At 39.3% G+C, this 16,566-nt stretch carries 14 protein-coding genes; all 14 read right to left on the bottom strand.

Annotation, left to right across the window (positions count from 1 at the left end):
* Positions 1–105: 105 nt before the first annotated feature.
* Positions 106–1,107, bottom strand: a complete 1,002-nt coding sequence (locus JUD45_RS05315; protein WP_438800472.1) for an SIS domain-containing protein — start codon at positions 1,105–1,107, stop codon at positions 106–108.
* 1 nt (position 1,108) lies between these two features.
* Positions 1,109–1,990 carry a PfkB family carbohydrate kinase gene (locus JUD45_RS05310; protein ID WP_225434721.1) on the bottom strand — a complete coding sequence of 294 codons (882 nt, stop codon included), beginning with the start codon at positions 1,988–1,990 and terminating at the stop codon, positions 1,109–1,111.
* A complete protein-coding gene (locus JUD45_RS05305) occupies positions 1,959–2,672 on the bottom strand; it encodes a UTRA domain-containing protein (RefSeq protein WP_187155665.1) in 714 nt (237 codons plus the stop codon). Before JUD45_RS05305 ends, JUD45_RS05310 begins: the two co-directional genes overlap by 32 nt.
* 14 nt (positions 2,673–2,686) lie before the next feature.
* Positions 2,687–3,418 (bottom strand): amino acid ABC transporter ATP-binding protein, encoded by a 732-nt coding sequence (locus tag JUD45_RS05300; protein ID WP_187155664.1) that lies wholly within the window; start codon positions 3,416–3,418, stop codon positions 2,687–2,689.
* Complete coding sequence (locus tag JUD45_RS05295; RefSeq protein WP_187155663.1) at positions 3,405–4,076, bottom strand: amino acid ABC transporter permease; 672 nt, start codon at positions 4,074–4,076, stop codon at positions 3,405–3,407. The genes JUD45_RS05300 and JUD45_RS05295 overlap by 14 nt, the downstream gene beginning before the upstream one ends.
* Before the next feature lie 15 nt (positions 4,077–4,091).
* Complete coding sequence (locus JUD45_RS05290) at positions 4,092–4,895, bottom strand: transporter substrate-binding domain-containing protein (protein WP_187155662.1); 804 nt, start codon at positions 4,893–4,895, stop codon at positions 4,092–4,094.
* A gap of 160 nt (positions 4,896–5,055) precedes the next feature.
* Positions 5,056–6,000 carry a dihydroorotate oxidase gene (locus tag JUD45_RS05285; protein WP_203619812.1) on the bottom strand — a complete coding sequence of 315 codons (945 nt, stop codon included), beginning with the start codon at positions 5,998–6,000 and terminating at the stop codon, positions 5,056–5,058.
* An 11-nt stretch (positions 6,001–6,011) separates the two neighbouring features.
* The gene (gene carB / locus JUD45_RS05280; protein WP_203619811.1) at positions 6,012–9,188 is read right to left on the bottom strand and encodes a carbamoyl-phosphate synthase large subunit; all 3,177 of its coding nucleotides are present in this window, start codon (positions 9,186–9,188) and stop codon (positions 6,012–6,014) included.
* Between the two features lies 1 nt (position 9,189).
* Positions 9,190–10,269 carry a carbamoyl phosphate synthase small subunit gene (locus tag JUD45_RS05275; protein ID WP_203619810.1) on the bottom strand — a complete coding sequence of 360 codons (1,080 nt, stop codon included), beginning with the start codon at positions 10,267–10,269 and terminating at the stop codon, positions 9,190–9,192.
* The gene (gene pyrC / locus JUD45_RS05270) at positions 10,270–11,538 is read right to left on the bottom strand and encodes a dihydroorotase (RefSeq protein ID WP_203619809.1); all 1,269 of its coding nucleotides are present in this window, start codon (positions 11,536–11,538) and stop codon (positions 10,270–10,272) included.
* Complete coding sequence (locus JUD45_RS05265) at positions 11,522–12,460, bottom strand: aspartate carbamoyltransferase catalytic subunit (RefSeq protein ID WP_203619808.1); 939 nt, start codon at positions 12,458–12,460, stop codon at positions 11,522–11,524. The genes pyrC and JUD45_RS05265 overlap by 17 nt, the downstream gene beginning before the upstream one ends.
* A gap of 415 nt (positions 12,461–12,875) precedes the next feature.
* Positions 12,876–13,565 carry an aggregation-promoting factor gene (apf, locus tag JUD45_RS05260; protein WP_187155687.1) on the bottom strand — a complete coding sequence of 230 codons (690 nt, stop codon included), beginning with the start codon at positions 13,563–13,565 and terminating at the stop codon, positions 12,876–12,878.
* A 387-nt stretch (positions 13,566–13,952) separates the two neighbouring features.
* Positions 13,953–14,498: an aggregation-promoting factor gene (apf, locus tag JUD45_RS05255; protein ID WP_498034157.1), complete on the bottom strand. Its 546-nt coding sequence runs from the start codon at positions 14,496–14,498 to the stop codon at positions 13,953–13,955.
* Positions 14,499–14,929: 431 nt separating this feature from the next.
* Entirely contained in the window at positions 14,930–16,312 is a 1,383-nt protein-coding gene (gene nhaC, locus JUD45_RS05250) for a Na+/H+ antiporter NhaC (RefSeq protein ID WP_138766070.1), read from the bottom strand.
* Positions 16,313–16,566 lie beyond the last annotated feature (254 nt).

Raw genomic sequence — 16,566 nt, 5'->3', positions numbered from 1 at the left:
GCAGCTAATTTTAATTCTTTAGAAAACATAAAAGAACCCCTTAGGTTAGATTTCTCCAACTCAAGGGGTTCAGTTCAGTCATATAGTTAATGACTACTTTTTTATTTAATAACTTTCTAACTTCCACATGTATTGTCTCTTAGTATATGGATGCTTTCTGGCAATAGCTAATTGCTCTAAATGAACTCTCATAACTCCAGTTAATAGTAGCGGATTGAAGTAATCAACTACACTTTCAGGAATCGAATCAGCTAATCCATAATCTTTGGCATCTAATACTGTAACCTTAGCGTTGAATCTTTGTAAAAACGCCAATGCTCTAGCATCTAGATGTCTGGATGATCCTTCATTCATAAACAAAAGGTATGGTGTAGCGGTATTAGTTAATTCAAATGGACCATGGAAATACTCAGCACTGTTAATCAGTGGAGATGATATCCATTGCATTTCCATAAAAATAAAGTTTGCTGTTGAATATCCGGAGCCGAATGTAGGTCCACTTGCTAAGGTATAAATTGTACTATCATCTTTATATCTATCAGCAAATTCTACTGCATTATTATATGAATTGCTTGCTGCAGAATTAATAACATCATCGATTTTGTTAATTCCATCAGACATATCTTTGTAGTCTTTGTACCCTTCAAACTGTTGAAGAACTTCAACCGCAATTTCAAGAACTACCTTTTGTTTTGCTGCCTTTGCAGCGTAACTTTCGAAGAAACCATGAGTAACTGTATAATCTGCATCTGTAGTTAAATCAGATTTAGGTTCATGAGTAACTGCAATTGTATGACATCCCCATGATTTAGCCCTCGAAACAGCCTCAATTGATTCATCCGTAGTTCCACCCAAAGAGGCAACAATGACAACACTTTGATCATTAGCTGACACAGGCTTTGCATAGTTGAACTCGTTTGCATTAATCAAATATGATTGCAACTTTTGTGAATTTTGTTGAAGGAAATATTTTCCAACGTAAAGTTCTGATAACGATGCTCCACATCCAACAAAAAAGACTGTTTTAATATTTTCTTGCTTTGCTTTTATCTTATTAACTATCTTTTTAATTTCTTCTTGTGTAGAAGTATTCATATATTTTTCCATTTTAGATATCTCCTTCGAAAAATCTTCTTCCGTATCCAAAAGAGCCATTTCTCATTACTTGTTTCGAAGAGTAATAAGACGCTTCTGTAAGAATATCTTTAATTGTCTTACTTTTATCTTTATCGAATATATTGTTAGAAACATATGCTATAAAAGAATCTCCGGCTCCCATAGTATCAATTGGGGAAACGATATGGGCAGGAACATGAATTACACGATTACCATCATTGATCCAAGCTCCTTTTGCCCCTGACGTGCACAAAACTCTTTCAATTCCAATTTTTTTGACCTTATCAATAAGATCAAACATTTCTTTTTCAGAATATTTCGGACATGAAAAACATGCCAAATCAATATATGGAGCATTCTTTTTAATTATTGATTCATCAAACAAGTCAGAAAAATCATAAACAATCTTCGGCCCATTGATATACTTCAAATAGTCATCACTATTACCATTTATATTAAAATGCACTAAATCGTTTCTATTAATAAAATCCAAGTCATCCTGTTCTAGTAAAATTTTATTTTTTAGAACACCACCACGGTTACTATAGATAAATTCTCTGTCACCATTGTTTAAATTCACCTTTGAATATCCATTTTCTCCTTCTAAGCGCTTAGAATGACTAATGTCTATATTCAGTTTCTTAAGCGTGGAAATTGCGAACTTTGACAATTCATCATTTCCAAAGTTTCCTACAAAAGATGAACTACTTCCTACTTCTTCAGAAAAAACACAAAAGTTTAAAGCATTTCCACCTACGTACATAACTTTTTGATCACAATATATATCAATTACGTTATCTCCAATTCCCACTACCTTCATAATAATTCTCCCAATCGTATGACTAGACAACGAAAGTTGTTTTTGCACCAACATAATACATAACTGAAACAAAAACAGGCTTTTCATTAACGTCATAATTAATTTTATCTACTTTGAATAACGGCTCTCCCTTGAGAACATTTAAATAGTTGGCAATTTCTGTATTTGCAAAGCTCATATTGATTATCTTTTTACTATTCTTTACTGAGCAGTGATAACGCGTACTTAATAAATCCGTAGTTGATCTATTATCAGAAATAAATTTTTCAATTTCTGGAAAATAAACTTTTGGATAATAATTAATTTCGTATCCAAAGTTCCCATCCGCTAACTTCAATACTCTTGATAGAACCGTATATGTTGCTTCATTATCCAGCTTTAATTGTTCCGAAATCCATTCGTCTTTTTCATATGTTGTTACTTTAATGATTTTTCTTTTTGGTTTTTGGTTGATAGAAGACATGAAATCACTGTATCCATTTAGTGTTAATAAATTTCTCTTTACCTGGTTTTCAATGACAAAAGTACCCTTACCTTGTTTTTTCAAAAGATAACCGTCTTCTTCCATGTCAGAAATGGTACGACGAATAGTTATTCGACTTACGCCAAAGATACTTTCTAACTCATCTTCAGTCGGTAACTTGTCTCCCACCTTATATACGTGATTATTGATTTTTGCTATCAAATCATTTTTCACTTGAATGTATAATGGAAGTTTATCATCTTTATTTATCAAAAAAATCACACTTTCTATATAACATGCAGTACTCTCGATATAAAATCACATGTTCTTTCATGTTGAGGAAAATCGAATATTTCTTTTGGGGTTCCCGTTTCAACGATTTTCCCTTTATCAAAGAACACAACCCTATCAGCAACTTCTTTAGCAAATCCCATTTCATGCGTAACGATAATCATTGTTCTACCATGCTGAGCTAAGTCTCTCATTACACGTAATACATCTGTTACCATTTCAGGATCCAAAGCTGATGTAGGTTCATCGAATAAAAGAACATCCGGATTCATAGCTAACGTTCTTGCAATAGCCACTCTTTGCTGTTGGCCTCCAGATAAAGAAGAAGGATATGCATCTTTCTTATCTCCTAAACCAACTGATTCCAATAATTTTTTAGCATCTTCTTCGGCAGTCTTTCTAGGCTTTTTCTGAACTACTACTGGAGCGTGGCATACATTTTCCAACACTGTAAAATGGGGGAATAAATTGAATTGTTGAAATACCATACCAACCTTAGTTCTGATTGATTTTACATCTTTCATGTTTATATCAATATTCTTATCATTAAACTTAATAGTACCTTCATTTGGTCTTTCCAATAAGTTCAAACACCTCAAAAGAGTACTTTTACCAGAACCAGAAGGACCAATAATAACTACTACTTCACCTTTTTTTACTTCTAAATCAACATTTTTTACAACTTTATTGTTTCCATAATTTTTAGATAAATTCTTAACGGATATCATTTACGCTCATCCTCCTTTCTGCATATGACATTCCACAGTTCAAAATCCAGGTAATAACAAGATATATCGCCGCTGCCACTAAAATAGGTTGAACGCCCAATGCAGTTGATCCACGAACGGTCTGAGCTTGATACATTAAGTCTGTAATACCTAAAACTGAAACTAAAGATGAATCCTTTACATTTCCGATAAATTGATTTCCTAATGCGGGTAAAATATTTTTAATAGCTTGAGGTAAAATAATATCTCTCATCATCTTCCATTTATTCATTCCCAATGCTAATGATGCTTCAAATTGTCCAATAGGTAATGATTCAATACCTGAACGAATAATTTCAGCTATATATGCAGCTGAGTATAAAGTTAGAGCTATAACACCTGTTGCAAAATCAGAGATATTAACATCAAAAATCATAGGCAATCCAATGTATACAATGTAAATTTGTATTAATAATGGTGTATCTCTAATAAATCCAATATAAGCCTTGGCGAATATTGATAAAATAGAATATTTAGATTTTTTAAGTATTGCTAATACAATTCCGATAATAAATCCAAAAACAATGGAAATTATCGCCAATTCAATTGTTGTTATAACTCCTTGAACAAACATCATCCAATACTGAGACATAAATGAAAAGCTTGATATAAAAGACATATAATCACCTCAACTTTATTTTACATATTTCGCTTCATCAACAACCCACTTTTTGTAGTTGTCTTTATTTTCATGAATTACCTTGTTTACAACTTCTTTTAGATCTTTAGATGTGTTCTTAGGTAGGACAATTGCAGCACCTTTACTTGCATCGTTATGTTTAATGTTAGTTTCGCCAAGACCTTTATTTTGATTCAACAAGATTTTGGTTGTAGGAAGGTCAATACAGAAAGCATCTGCTTTATTATTCGCTACTGCCAAAGCAAGGTCAGGAACAGTAGTAAATGTTTTGATTGTAGCGTTTGGATACATTTTCTTTACCATTGGTTCTTGAGTAGAAGAATTAACTACAGCAATTGTTGCATGATCCAATAGCTTAGGGTTCTTATTGTATTTATTAACTTCTGACTTTTTAACTGAAAATACATTTTCACTCTTGTAATAAACATCTGAAAAATCAACAGCTTTTTCACGTTCTGGAGTAGGAGATAGACTTGTTACAAGCATATCAACTTTATGAGCTTGTACTGATGGCAATAGTCCGTTCATGTCCATACTTTGAATTGTATATTTCACGTGCAATGCTTTTGCTAATTTTTTAATTAGATGCAAGTCTGATCCTCTTAAAGTACTTTCACCATTAGAAGAACCCGTATGGAACTCATAAGGTGGGTTAGAACTAATCATTCCAACTCTCAATACACCACTTGATTTAATTTGATTTAAGCTAGACTTATTGGAACTTCCACAAGAAGAAAGAATTACAGTCAAACACGCAAGGATAAAAAATCCCCCAATGAATTTAAAACATTTTTTCATAAAATCACATCCTAAAAATTAAATACATTATATAACGTTATATCGTCGGCGATTAATAGAATAATATCACTAATAATTAGAAAGTCAACATACTTTTCTAATTATTTTCTAATTATTGGAGTTTATGTATAAAAAAGACCGACATATGTCGGTCTTTTATTTAGTCTTCAATTGTCTTTAGTTTGCCGCGGAAATCATCTAGTGATGTATATCCCTTGGCCTCCATAATGTCAGTTAGCTCTTTGGTTACTCTTTCAAAGGTAGTCAAACCTTCTTCGTATAGTTGTGTTCCAATTGAAACCATTTCAGCACCACATAGAATGTGGGCAAAAGCGTCTCGACCGTTGGTAACTCCACCGGTTCCGATGATCTTGATGTCATCGTTTAGACGTTGGCGCAAGCCGCGGACATTAGCTAAGGCGGTTGGTAGGACCATTGATCCACCGACGCCTCCAAAGCCGCCCTTTGGCTTTAATACAACCGTTTCAGAATTGGTATCAACCCACAGACCATTTCCGACAGAGTTGATCGTATTAACGTGACTTAGTGGATACTTGTTCAATACTTCAGAAATCATGTCAAAATGAACTAGGTCAAAGTATGGCGGTAACTTAATTCCTAATGGTTTCTTATAGAAACTAAATACCTCATGCAGTAAGTCATCAGCAGCTGCAAAATCATAGGCCATTTGTGGTTTGCCAATCACGTTTGGACAGGATAGGTTCAACTCGGTCAAACCTTGGTAGTCGTCGTTATCTTGAAGTTGGTGTAGCATCTCCAAATCTTCTTGCTTTGACATCCCCGCCACTGAAACTATGATTGGTTTTTTTTGTTCATGATTCTTCAAGTAATCAATGTAGTAATCGAACCCTTGGTTAGGTAGCCCCATTGAGTTAATAGAGCCATTTTCCATACGGTAGTAACGGGGAAGCGGATTTCCAAAACGACTCTTGGGAGTCATACTCTTGGTTACCATTGCTCCTGATACTGATTCGTTCATCAATTCATCTAGTTCCTGCTCTGTTTGACAATGAATTCCTGACGCGTTTAAAAATAGGTTCTTTACTGACATGTTGGCGATTTGTGCTGATAAGTCTACTGACATTTGAATTCCTCCTAAAGTGCGTTGACGGTTAGTGTTTGATCTTCTAGTACTGTTAACAATGATGCGACTGTGTCCAATGCGGTGAACAATGGCACTGCGTTTTCAATCGCTGCGGCTCTAATTTGTGCTTCATCGTCGAAAGTCGCTTCGGTTGAGTCGATGGTGTTAACGACTAGTTTTAAGTGTTGCTTGTTTAATTCGCTGACCGGGTTATTGTCATCGTCTTCTGAGAACTTGTGGATTAGTGTATTGTCTAGTCCGTTGTCTTGGAAGAAGCGGTGAGTGTTTGCAGTCGCTTTAATTTGGAACCCTAATTTTCTGAAACGTTTGGCTAGTTCTAATGCTTCTTGTTTGTCTTCATCACAAACTGTGAATAAGACGTTACCAGAAGTTGGAATTGTAATTCCGGATGCGATGAATGATTTGTATAGTGCCTTGGCGTAGCTGGTATCTGAACCCATCGCTTCACCGGTGGATTTCATTTCAGGTCCTAGTGTGTTATCGACTAGTGGTAGTTTGGAGAAACTAAACACCGGTGATTTCACACTAATGCGGTTGGCTGGTGTGACCACTCCTGACTTGTATCCTAGGTCGGCTAGTTTTTCACCGGCCATGATGCGAGTTGCTAGATCAGCCATTGGGACGTGGGCCACCTTGGACATGAATGGCACTGTTCGAGATGCTCTTGGGTTAACTTCGATGACGTATGCCACGTCGTCTTTAATGACGAATTGGACGTTCATCAATCCCTTGGTGTTTAGTGCCTTGGCTAGTTCAACCGCTGCGGTTTCGATTTGGTCTTGAACAGTTTGTGACATGATTTGTGGTGGGTATACTCCCATTGAGTCCCCTGAGTGAATTCCGGCTCTTTCGATGTGTTCTAGAATTCCCGGAATGACCACATTTTCTCCGTCTGAGACAACATCGACTTCTGCTTCTGAACCTAGTAGGTATTGGTCGATTAGGACTGGGTGGTCGTTGGATGCGTGGACCGCCTTAGTCATGTAGCGATGTAGTTCTTCGTCATCGTGGACAATTTCCATTGCCTTTCCACCTAATACGTATGAAGGTCTAATCATGACTGGGTAACCAATTTGGTTAGCAATCTTTAGGGCTTCATCGATATTGGTGGCGGTGTCACCTTGTGGTTGAGGTAGTTTTAATTGCTTGATAACTTGGTCGAAGTCGTGACGATCTTCGGCACGGTTGATGTCTTCGACGGTTGTTCCTAGAACCTTAACGCCTGCTTCGTGGAGTGGTTCTGCCAAGTTGATGGCGGTTTGACCACCGAATTGGACGATAACACCTTCTGGTTTTTCAATGTCAATCACGTTTAGTACGTCTTCGATGGTTAGTGGTTCGAAGTATAGTTTGTCTGACATTGAGAAGTCGGTTGAAACCGTTTCTGGGTTGGAGTTCATGATAATGGCTTCATAACCCAGTTGTTGTAAGGTTTGCACACCGTGAACTGTGGCGTAATCGAATTCGACTCCTTGACCGATTCTAATTGGACCAGAACCTAGTACTAGGACTGACTTCTTGTCTGATACTTCTGATTCACTATGTTGGCCCCATGTGCTGTAGAAGTATGGAGTCGCCGCCTTAATTTCACCAGCTGATGTATCAACCATCTTGTATACCGGGGCAATTTGGTTATCCTTACGCATTTGGCGCACTTTGCTTTCTTCTGTGTCCCAGATTTTAGCAATCCATTCATCCGAGAAACCGTAACGTTTGGCCATCTTCAACATTGGCAGTGATTGGTCGGTTGCTAACTCTGTTTCAATTTCGACGATGTGTTGGATTTTATCTAGGAAGAATAGGTTGATTTGAGTGCGGGCATTGATTTGTTCAATGGTTGCCCCTCTTCTAATCAATTCGGCAATCATGAATAGTCGATCGTCGGTTGGGTCTTCAATTGCTTGAAGCATGTCGGCAGTATCGACGTTTTCATATTCGGCGGGGTCAAAGTAACGTTGGTCAATTTCCAAAGAACGAACTGACTTTAATAAAGATTCTTCGAAATTTCGACCGATGGCCATGACTTCACCGGTGGCTTTCATTTGGGTTCCTAGATGGTTATCAGCTTGTGGAAACTTATCGAATGGCCAGCGTGGAATCTTGGTTACGACGTAATCTAAAGCTGGTTCGAACTGAGCAAGTGTGATTTGAGTTACCGGGTTCTTGATTTCGTTTAGATTAATTCCCACCGCAATCTTGGCGGCAATCTTGGCGATTGGGTATCCGGTTGCCTTTGATGCTAGCGCTGATGAACGTGAGACACGTGGGTTAACTTCGATAATGTAGTACTTCATTGAAGTTGGGCTTAGTGCCATTTGCACGTTACAGCCCCCTTCAATATGAAGAGCTCTGATAATCTTCAGTGCGGCGTCTCTTAACATTTCGTATTCGCGGTCAGATAAGGTTTGCACCGGTGCGGCAACGATTGAGTCTCCGGTGTGGACCCCGACTGGATCGACGTTTTCCATTGAGCAGACAATCATCGCGTTATCGATTTGGTCTCGCATTACTTCCATTTCGATTTCTTTGAAACCAGCGATTGAGCGTTCCACTAGGACTTGGCTGATTGGTGATAGGCGCAATCCGTTTTCCATGATTTCTTCGAATTCGGCCATGTTGTGCGCGAATCCACCACCGGTTCCACCTAGTGTGTAAGCTGGACGAATTGCTAGTGGAAAGCCGATTTCTTCGGCGAAAGCGATTGCGTCTGCCATGTTTTCGACCGTCTTTGATTCTGGAACTGGTTCACCGATTTCTTCCATTAGGTTTTTGAAACGAAGTCTGTCTTCGGCTTCTTCGATGGCGTCTAGCTTGGTCCCTAGTAGTTCGACGTTGTACTCATCTAGGATGTTACTGTCAGCTAGTTCTTTGGCCATATTCAAACCAGTTTGCCCACCTAGTGTTGGTAGGATGGCGTCCGGTAACTCTTGGCGGATGATTTTACTGATGAATTCCAATGTGATTGGTTCAACGAAAATCTTGTCGGCGATGGTTGTGTCGGTCATGATAGTCGCTGGATTGGAGTTGATTAGGATTACTTCGTATCCTTCTTCTTTCAATGCTAGACAAGCTTGTGAGCCTGAGTAGTCAAATTCAGCAGCTTGCCCGATGATGATTGGGCCGGATCCAATTACTAAAATCTTGTTAATGTCAGTTCGTTTTGCCATCTTAAATCCCCGCTTTCTGGTTATCTTGCATTGCTTTTACAAAGTCATCAAAGACGTATTCAGCATCGTGTGGTCCAGGTGATGCATCTGGGTGATATTGGACCGAGAATGCTGGTCTGTTCTTCAAACGCACTCCTTCGACAGTTCCGTCGTTGATTTCGGTTTGGGTAATTTCTAGTTCAGTTGATGGAATTGATTTAGCATCGACCGCGTATCCGTGGTTTTGTGAAGTGAAGTAAGTTTGTTTTTTACCGGCTTCTGCAATCGCGTGGTTAAACCCACGGTGGCCGAACTTCATCTTGTAGGTGTTAGCGCCGTTTGCTAGCGCGAATAGTTGGTGGCCGAGACAAATCCCTAGGATTGGTAGTTGTTCTTCTAGTTCGCGGATGACTGGTAGGACGTATTCTAGGTCCTTTGGATCGCCAGGTCCGTTAGATAATAGAATGCCATCTGGATGACTGGCTAGAATTTCTTCCGCTGTACTGGTTGATGGGAAGACGGTCACGTTTAGGTTTCGTTGCGCTAGTGAACGTAAGATGGAGTCCTTTAGTCCGAAGTCGATTAAAGCGACACGCAAACCAGTGTTAGGGGCTTGGTAGACGCTGCTAGTTGATGCACTTTGTGCGGAGGTGCTTTCTAGTGGTTGGTCAAAGGCTGCTTTAATTGTTTCTGGGTCTAAGTCGTCGACGATGACAGCTTCCATGGAACCTTCGTCACGTAGTTCTTGGGTTAGCGCTCTGGTATCGATTTGGGAAATTCCCGGTAGGTCCTCTAATTCAGCGTATTGAGTTAGTGTCATGTTGCTGCGCCAGTTTCCTACTAATCTAGCAATTTCGTTTACGACGATGGCTGCGACTGATGGGTGCAAACTTTCCATGTCGTCTCTGTTGACCCCATAGTTTCCAATTAGTGGGTAGGTAAACACTAGCATTTGACCGTCATAACTGGCGTCGGTCATGCTTTCTTGGTAACCGGTCATCCCTGTTGAGAAAACCAATTCACCGTGCACTACCTTCTTGGAACCAAATCCGATTCCTTCATATGTTGATCCATTCTTTAATACTAGGTATCGTTCTTGCATCTATTCCACGCTCCCATCTTGATATGCGACGTTGCCGTCTACTAATGTTAGTTTTGTCTTGCCATATACCTTTTGGCCGATGAATGGTGAGTTCTTACCCTTTGACAAGAAGTCGTTGGCATCGATTTCGTATTCATCGTCTAAATCCATCAAGGTTAAATCAGCTGGTTGGCCCTCTTCTAACCTACCCGCAGGTAAGTGGAAGATGTCAGCTGGATTTTTGCTCATCCATTTCACCAATGTCTTTAGGTCAACCAATCCTGATTTAACAAAGCTGGTGTACATTAGGCTGAATGCTGTTTCGATACCGACAATTCCGAATGCAGCATCCTTCATTGATCCTGATTTTTCCTTTTCACTATGTGGTGCATGGTCGGTCGCAACCATGTCGATTGTCCCATCCATTAGACCAGCGATTAGTGCGTGTCTGTCTTCTGGACTTCTTAGCGGTGGGTTCATCTTCATCATTGGGTTGTCTGATTCAATCATTGAGTCGTCTAGTAGTAGATGATGTGGTGAAACCTCGGCGGTAACGTTAACGCCTCGTTGTTTGGCCATTCTGACTAGTTCGACTGATTCCTTAGTTGAGATGTGAGCGACATGGTAGTGAACGCCGGTGTCTTTTGCTAGAACCAAATCTCTGGCTAGTTGTGATGATTCGGATAGTGGTGACATCCCTGGAAGGCCTAGTTCGTCGGCCTTAGCTCCCGCGTTCATCACCCCTCCGTTGATTAGTGAGTCGTCTTCGACGTGGGCTACTAGTGGTTTGTTTAGCTTTTGAGCTTCCTTCATGGCTAAGTACATTGTTTCGGCGTTTTGGACTCCGTGGCCGTCGTTGGTAAACGCGATGGCGCCCATCTCAGCCATTTGGGTGAAGTCGGTTGGCTTGTATGCGATTAGTTGCTTGGAGATTGCGGCGTATTGGTAGGCATGCACAACACTCTCACGTTGGTTTAGACTTAATTGTTCTTGTAACTCGTGTGGTGTGTCCACAACCGGTTTGACGTTTGGCATTACACAGACACTGGTGAAGCCACCGTGTGCTGAGGCCTTACTTCCGGTCTCTGTGGTTTCCTTATAAGTTAGTCCGGGATCTCTGAAGTGGACGTGGACGTCGACTAGTCCGGGTAGTGCAGTTGCCCCGTTTCCGTCGATCACGTGATTGAACTTGTCGCCTAGGTTAGTGCCGATGGCCTTGATTTTATTATCTTCGATTAGGATGGATGTTAATTGGTTATCTACATACACGTTTTTAATTAATGTCTTCATATTCGTCCTCCGCAATTAAGTCTTTACTCTTTAGGATTGATGTTAGGATGGCCATTCTGGCGAACACCCCGTTTTGCATTTGTCGAAAGATTCTCGATTGTGGTGCTTCGACAAGTGAATCGGCGATTTCGATGTTGCGATTGACCGGTGCCGGATGCATGATGATGGCTTTCTTCTTCATCTTGCTGCCACGTTCCTCGGTTAGTCCGAAGATGTTGGCGTATTCGACGGCGGTGAAACTTTCACGCGCATCCTCGTTTAGTCTTTCCAGTTGCACCCTTAGCATCATCATGACGTCGACTTTACCGACGATAGTGTCGATGTTGGTGAATTCCCCGAAGTTATCGAAATCACTTGGGTACCATTCGTCTGGTCCGGCGAAGTATAACTTGGCGCCTAGTCGTTTCAAAATTTCAGCGTTCGAGCGTGCCACTCTGGAATGAAGTAAGTCTCCGACAATGGCAATCTTTAAGCCTTTGAACTTTTTGAACTCGTCGTAGATGGTAAGCAAGTCTAGCAAACTTTGTGATGGATGTTGGCCGCTACCGTCTCCGGCATTTACCAACGCTGTGTGGATTCTTTTGTCGTCGACTAGTGGTTCATACCAACCGGTCGTCTTATGTCTGATGACCACCCCATCTGCTCCGATTGCTTGTAAGGTCTTAACTGTATCTGATAAGGTCTCACCCTTTTGCACCGAGCTATTCTTAGGGTCAATGTTAATCGGTGTGATGCCTAACTTGCGTTCAGCCATTTCAAATGATGTGTGTGTCCGCGTACTGTTTTCATAGAACATGTTAGCGAAGTAGACCGGACGTTTTAGCTTCACTAGTTTACCGTCTCGATACTCGATGGCTAATTTAATTAGTCCCATGATTTCGTCATCATTTAACTGATTAAGATCTAAAAAATGTGTTTGCATGTATCCATCCTCCTAAAAAAGCACCCAACTCGATGGAGTGGGTGCTTGGAATGGTCTGATTGCGTATATTCCAATGCACCCTCTCTGGAGTTGCTTAATTGAAACCAAGATAATAAAAAAGGACTTCCCTGACCGTGTCAGAAAAGTCCCTCAATGTCTGTTGTTTACACTGATGGCGTATAGTTTCTACGCATAGGCCTTGTCTGACTCTCTGGTCAATACTTAAAGGCGAATCTCTTTTTATGTTGTTTATAATATATCACACTTCAAAAATTTAACAAGTCATTATTTAATGTTTTTATGCAAACAAATTCAATAACCCTGTCATGATAGGATTATCAGGCAATAAAAAAAGACGCCAGTAAAGGCGCCTTTTTGTAGAAATAAATATCGATTGAATAAATCGGCTAAGATCTTAGTACCAACCGTGTTGTAACCAGAATGACTTAGCGTTATCCCATGAACCGTAACGGGCAGCAACATATTGGTCAGCAACTCTTTCTTGGTTAGCAGCTGAGTAGTCACCGTGTAGCATAGCAGCACCTAGTTGGTACTTACCATAGTATTGACCGTTTGAGGCAGTGTATGAACCACCAGATTCACGGTTAGCAATCCAAGCCTTAGCAGAACTGCTTGAGCCAGTGTAGCTTGTGCTTCTTGATTGGCTGTAGTTAGTTGTGCTTTGAGTTCTTTGTTGTACTCGAGGTTGAGCTTGTGATTGAACTTGAGTTTGTTGTTGTGGTTGTGCTTGTTGTTGAGTTTGTGCTACTGATTGTTGGTTTGTAGTACTTTGAGTAGTAGTTGTTGAAGCTACAGTCTTTTGATCAGTAGATACAGTTGCACTTGTAGGTAGAGTTAATTTTTCACCTACATAGATTAGATCTGTGTTAACACGGTTGTTAACTGCTCTAAGTGAACTTAATGAAACGTTGTATTTTTGTGATAATCCCCATAGAGTATCACCACTTTGAACAGTCACAGTCTTCTTAACTGTTGCCTTAGCTTGTTGTGGTTGTTGTGCAGTTGCACTAGCAGTTTGATCTGCGTGTGCGTTAGCACCACCAGCTACAAATAATCCAGCTACTGCGGCAGTAGCAAATAACATTGACTTCATACTATTTAATTTAACGATAATAATTCACTCCTATAAAAATCTATAATTCTGTATTTCTGTATCGTCGAAAGTGTTAATCGATTTGATTAACTGTGATATATACTACATCGTATCTGTTACATGCCTATATCACACAAGTTAAAAGATTTGGCCTTTTCGTAATATTGTCGTTACGCTGTAACAATATGACATCAAAATCACTGTATAGCCTGTGGTTGAGCGATTTAAAACGTTACACACAGCTTAAATTATTCTAAAAATGTTTCTAATCTGGCAAAAAATCCCCAAAAAAGTTTTTAAAAAAACCTTGCAAAACGTAAATTAGCATCAAAATGGGTAAAAAAAAGGCGTTGAAAGTAAAACTTTCAACGTCTCTTTTTAATACCAGTTATTGGCAACCCAATGTTGTTTGGCATTTACCCAAGAACCATATCGGTTCGCAACGTATTGTTCAGCGACACGTTCTTGATTAGCTGGTGAGTAATCACCGTTAAGGTAACTACTATCTAATTGATATCTACCATAGTAACGACCGTTTTGTGCGGTGTATGAATCGGTAGATTCATGGAAAGAAATCCATGCCTTTGCTTCGGCATTTGCTTTGTTCCATGCTGATTGAGCACTGTATTGTGATTGATTTTGTTTCTTAGAAGTAGAATGATGTTTATTTGACTTATTCGAGTGTTGCTTTGAAACCTTCTTATCGTCTTTTGCATCATTATTATTATCTGGAACAACGATTTGATCTCCAGCTAATAAATCATCACTATACTTGCCATTAGCATGCTCTAAAACAGACATGAAAACATTGTACTTATCTGACAAGTTTTCTAGTGTATCGCCAGACTTCACAGTCACTACTGTATTCGCATTAGTGTCTACAGTAGCATTTCGGTAAATAGAAAGTAATCCCGCGAACGAGATTGCGATTACAAGAAATAAAACATGAAATTTATATCTAATAACTGAAACACTCCTATATAAAATTAAAAAATGAAAAATTGCAATTGTTGTTCTTTAACAACGAATGCACATTCTATCTACTTAATGTTACATGAGTGTTACATACGAGTTACATTCATCATCTCGTTTGTAATATAGTAATATTCCTGTAATGTTTTGAAACACAAATGAACACAATGACGATTAACTCGGCTTTCCGGTTTTAATAATCGTGTACAATATATAGGCAATTTTTGCAAAAAAATTTTGAATTTTTTTCGATTTACCCCTTTTATGTTTCATTTGAAGTGATGTGCAACGCAAAAAAATGCAAACAAAAAGCCTATCACAAACCGCTTTATGATAGGTTTTTTAACTTTTTCTTAATAGCATTAAATTATTCTAAATATTAGTTAATCTTTATTGTGTTTAATCGCAATTCCTGTGACCGCACTCAAGATTGAGAATACTGGAGACAAAATACTTAGGAATAGGAATGGTGCAAAATGACTTGCTGGGACACCCAATGTTGCTGAAATAAATGCTCCAGCAACACCCCAAGGAATTAGGTAGTTAATAACGGTACCACCATCTTCAATCGCACGACTTAGTGCAACCGGTGCTAGTCCAGCTTGGTGGAAGACCTTCTTAAATGCGTTTGCAGGTAGAATTTCTGATAGGAATTGTTCACCAACGAAGACGTTCACACCAATGGCAGTGAAGATTACGGCGATGATTAGCTTAGCGTCACTGTTTAAATGCTTAGTAAGTGGTTGTACCACAGCGTCGATGATGCCTAGATGCATTAATAATCCACCAAATGCTAAAGCAATCATGATTAATGCTAGAGTGCCCATCATGGAACTAATGCCCCCTCTTGATAGAAGAAGGTCGACTGACTTGTTACCAGTCTTTGATACGAATCCATTGGTAATTAGGTCGTTAATCTTTAGTAGTGAAAGTTTGTGATCTTGAATTCCCATTAATCCGATTGAAACAATGATGTTAATAAATAATGTAGGAATTGTTGGAATATGACTCCATGCACAGATAAGTAGGAGTGCGATGGGAATAATTGCTAATAATGAAATGTGGAAGTTATTGTTCAATACGTTGACTGTCTTGTCGACATTTCCTAGGTTGGCCTTACCATCACTGTGGTTTAAGAACACGAAGATAATGAATGAACCAATCATTGCTGGAATAGTTGACCACATCAAGTTCTTGATGTGAGCAATTAGATCAGCACCTGATACGGCAGCTGCTAGGTTAACAGTTGCTGATAGTGGTGATGACTTATCACCGAATACAGCACCTGAGATAACGGCACCAGCAATCATCGCTGGGTTCATGCCCATTGTGATACCGATTCCCATAAACGCAATCCCCAAAGTAGAGATAACAGTGAATGCGCTACCAATGAAAGTACCAACTAAGGCACATACTAGAAAGATTGATGGTAAGAACCAGTTGATGTTGATCAAATGGAAACCAAATACCATTAATGAAGGAATTACCCCTGAGGCAATCCAAACACCAATCAATGAACCAATTAATAGGAAGATAAATAATGGAACAATTCCATTTTTAATTCCTTTAACGAATCCTTCATCTATGTCATCCCACTTGAAGCCTTTAAAACGACCCCAAAATACCAATAACATAATTCCAGCTAGAATTGGTACTTCGGGTGAAATCCCTAAACCAATCACACCAAATGACATAATCGCCATCATGACAACTAATACGATAATTCCCTCAGCCAAAGTGACTGTCGGTTTCTTTTCTTCTTGCATAATATCTCTCCTCTAAATAATGTAAACTTTAATATATGTAGTTTTTTATCTATCTTAATATCGGATTAATCCTCCGCAGTTTGCAATTCTCATATTATCTTCTTCTTTCCATAAAAAAAGTCCCTGTTGTCTAAAACAACAGGGACGACTTATTTGTATTTTTACCGTGGTACCACCCAAATTAGTAACCACACGTAGTGGTCACTCACTCTCTAGAAATAACGACTCTAGTTACCGTTCTTGGGTAGACACTA

It is taken from the genome of Apilactobacillus nanyangensis, assembly GCF_016861915.1.
GTDB lineage: Bacteria > Bacillota > Bacilli > Lactobacillales > Lactobacillaceae > Apilactobacillus > Apilactobacillus nanyangensis.
Note: the sequence above shows the minus strand (reverse complement) of the source record. Positions and strands in the feature narration are given on the sequence as shown.

Coding starts and splice junctions, on each gene's coding strand:
- JUD45_RS05315 (WP_438800472.1), bottom strand. CDS start 1,107: ATGGAAAAATATATGAATACTTCTACACAAGAAGAAATTAAAAAGATA.
- JUD45_RS05310 (WP_225434721.1), bottom strand. CDS start 1,990: ATGTTGGTGCAAAAACAACTTTCGTTGTCTAGTCATACGATTGGGAGA.
- JUD45_RS05300 (WP_187155664.1), bottom strand. CDS start 3,418: ATGATATCCGTTAAGAATTTATCTAAAAATTATGGAAACAATAAAGTT.
- JUD45_RS05295 (WP_187155663.1), bottom strand. CDS start 4,076: ATGTCTTTTATATCAAGCTTTTCATTTATGTCTCAGTATTGGATGATG.
- JUD45_RS05290 (WP_187155662.1), bottom strand. CDS start 4,895: ATGAAAAAATGTTTTAAATTCATTGGGGGATTTTTTATCCTTGCGTGT.
- JUD45_RS05285 (WP_203619812.1), bottom strand. CDS start 6,000: ATGTCAGTAGACTTATCAGCACAAATCGCCAACATGTCAGTAAAGAAC.
- carB (WP_203619811.1), bottom strand. CDS start 9,188: ATGGCAAAACGAACTGACATTAACAAGATTTTAGTAATTGGATCCGGC.
- JUD45_RS05275 (WP_203619810.1), bottom strand. CDS start 10,269: ATGCAAGAACGATACCTAGTATTAAAGAATGGATCAACATATGAAGGA.
- pyrC (WP_203619809.1), bottom strand. CDS start 11,538: ATGAAGACATTAATTAAAAACGTGTATGTAGATAACCAATTAACATCC.
- JUD45_RS05265 (WP_203619808.1), bottom strand. CDS start 12,460: ATGCAAACACATTTTTTAGATCTTAATCAGTTAAATGATGACGAAATC.
- apf (WP_187155687.1), bottom strand. CDS start 13,565: ATGTTATTTGCTACTGCCGCAGTAGCTGGATTATTTGTAGCTGGTGGT.
- nhaC (WP_138766070.1), bottom strand. CDS start 16,312: ATGCAAGAAGAAAAGAAACCGACAGTCACTTTGGCTGAGGGAATTATC.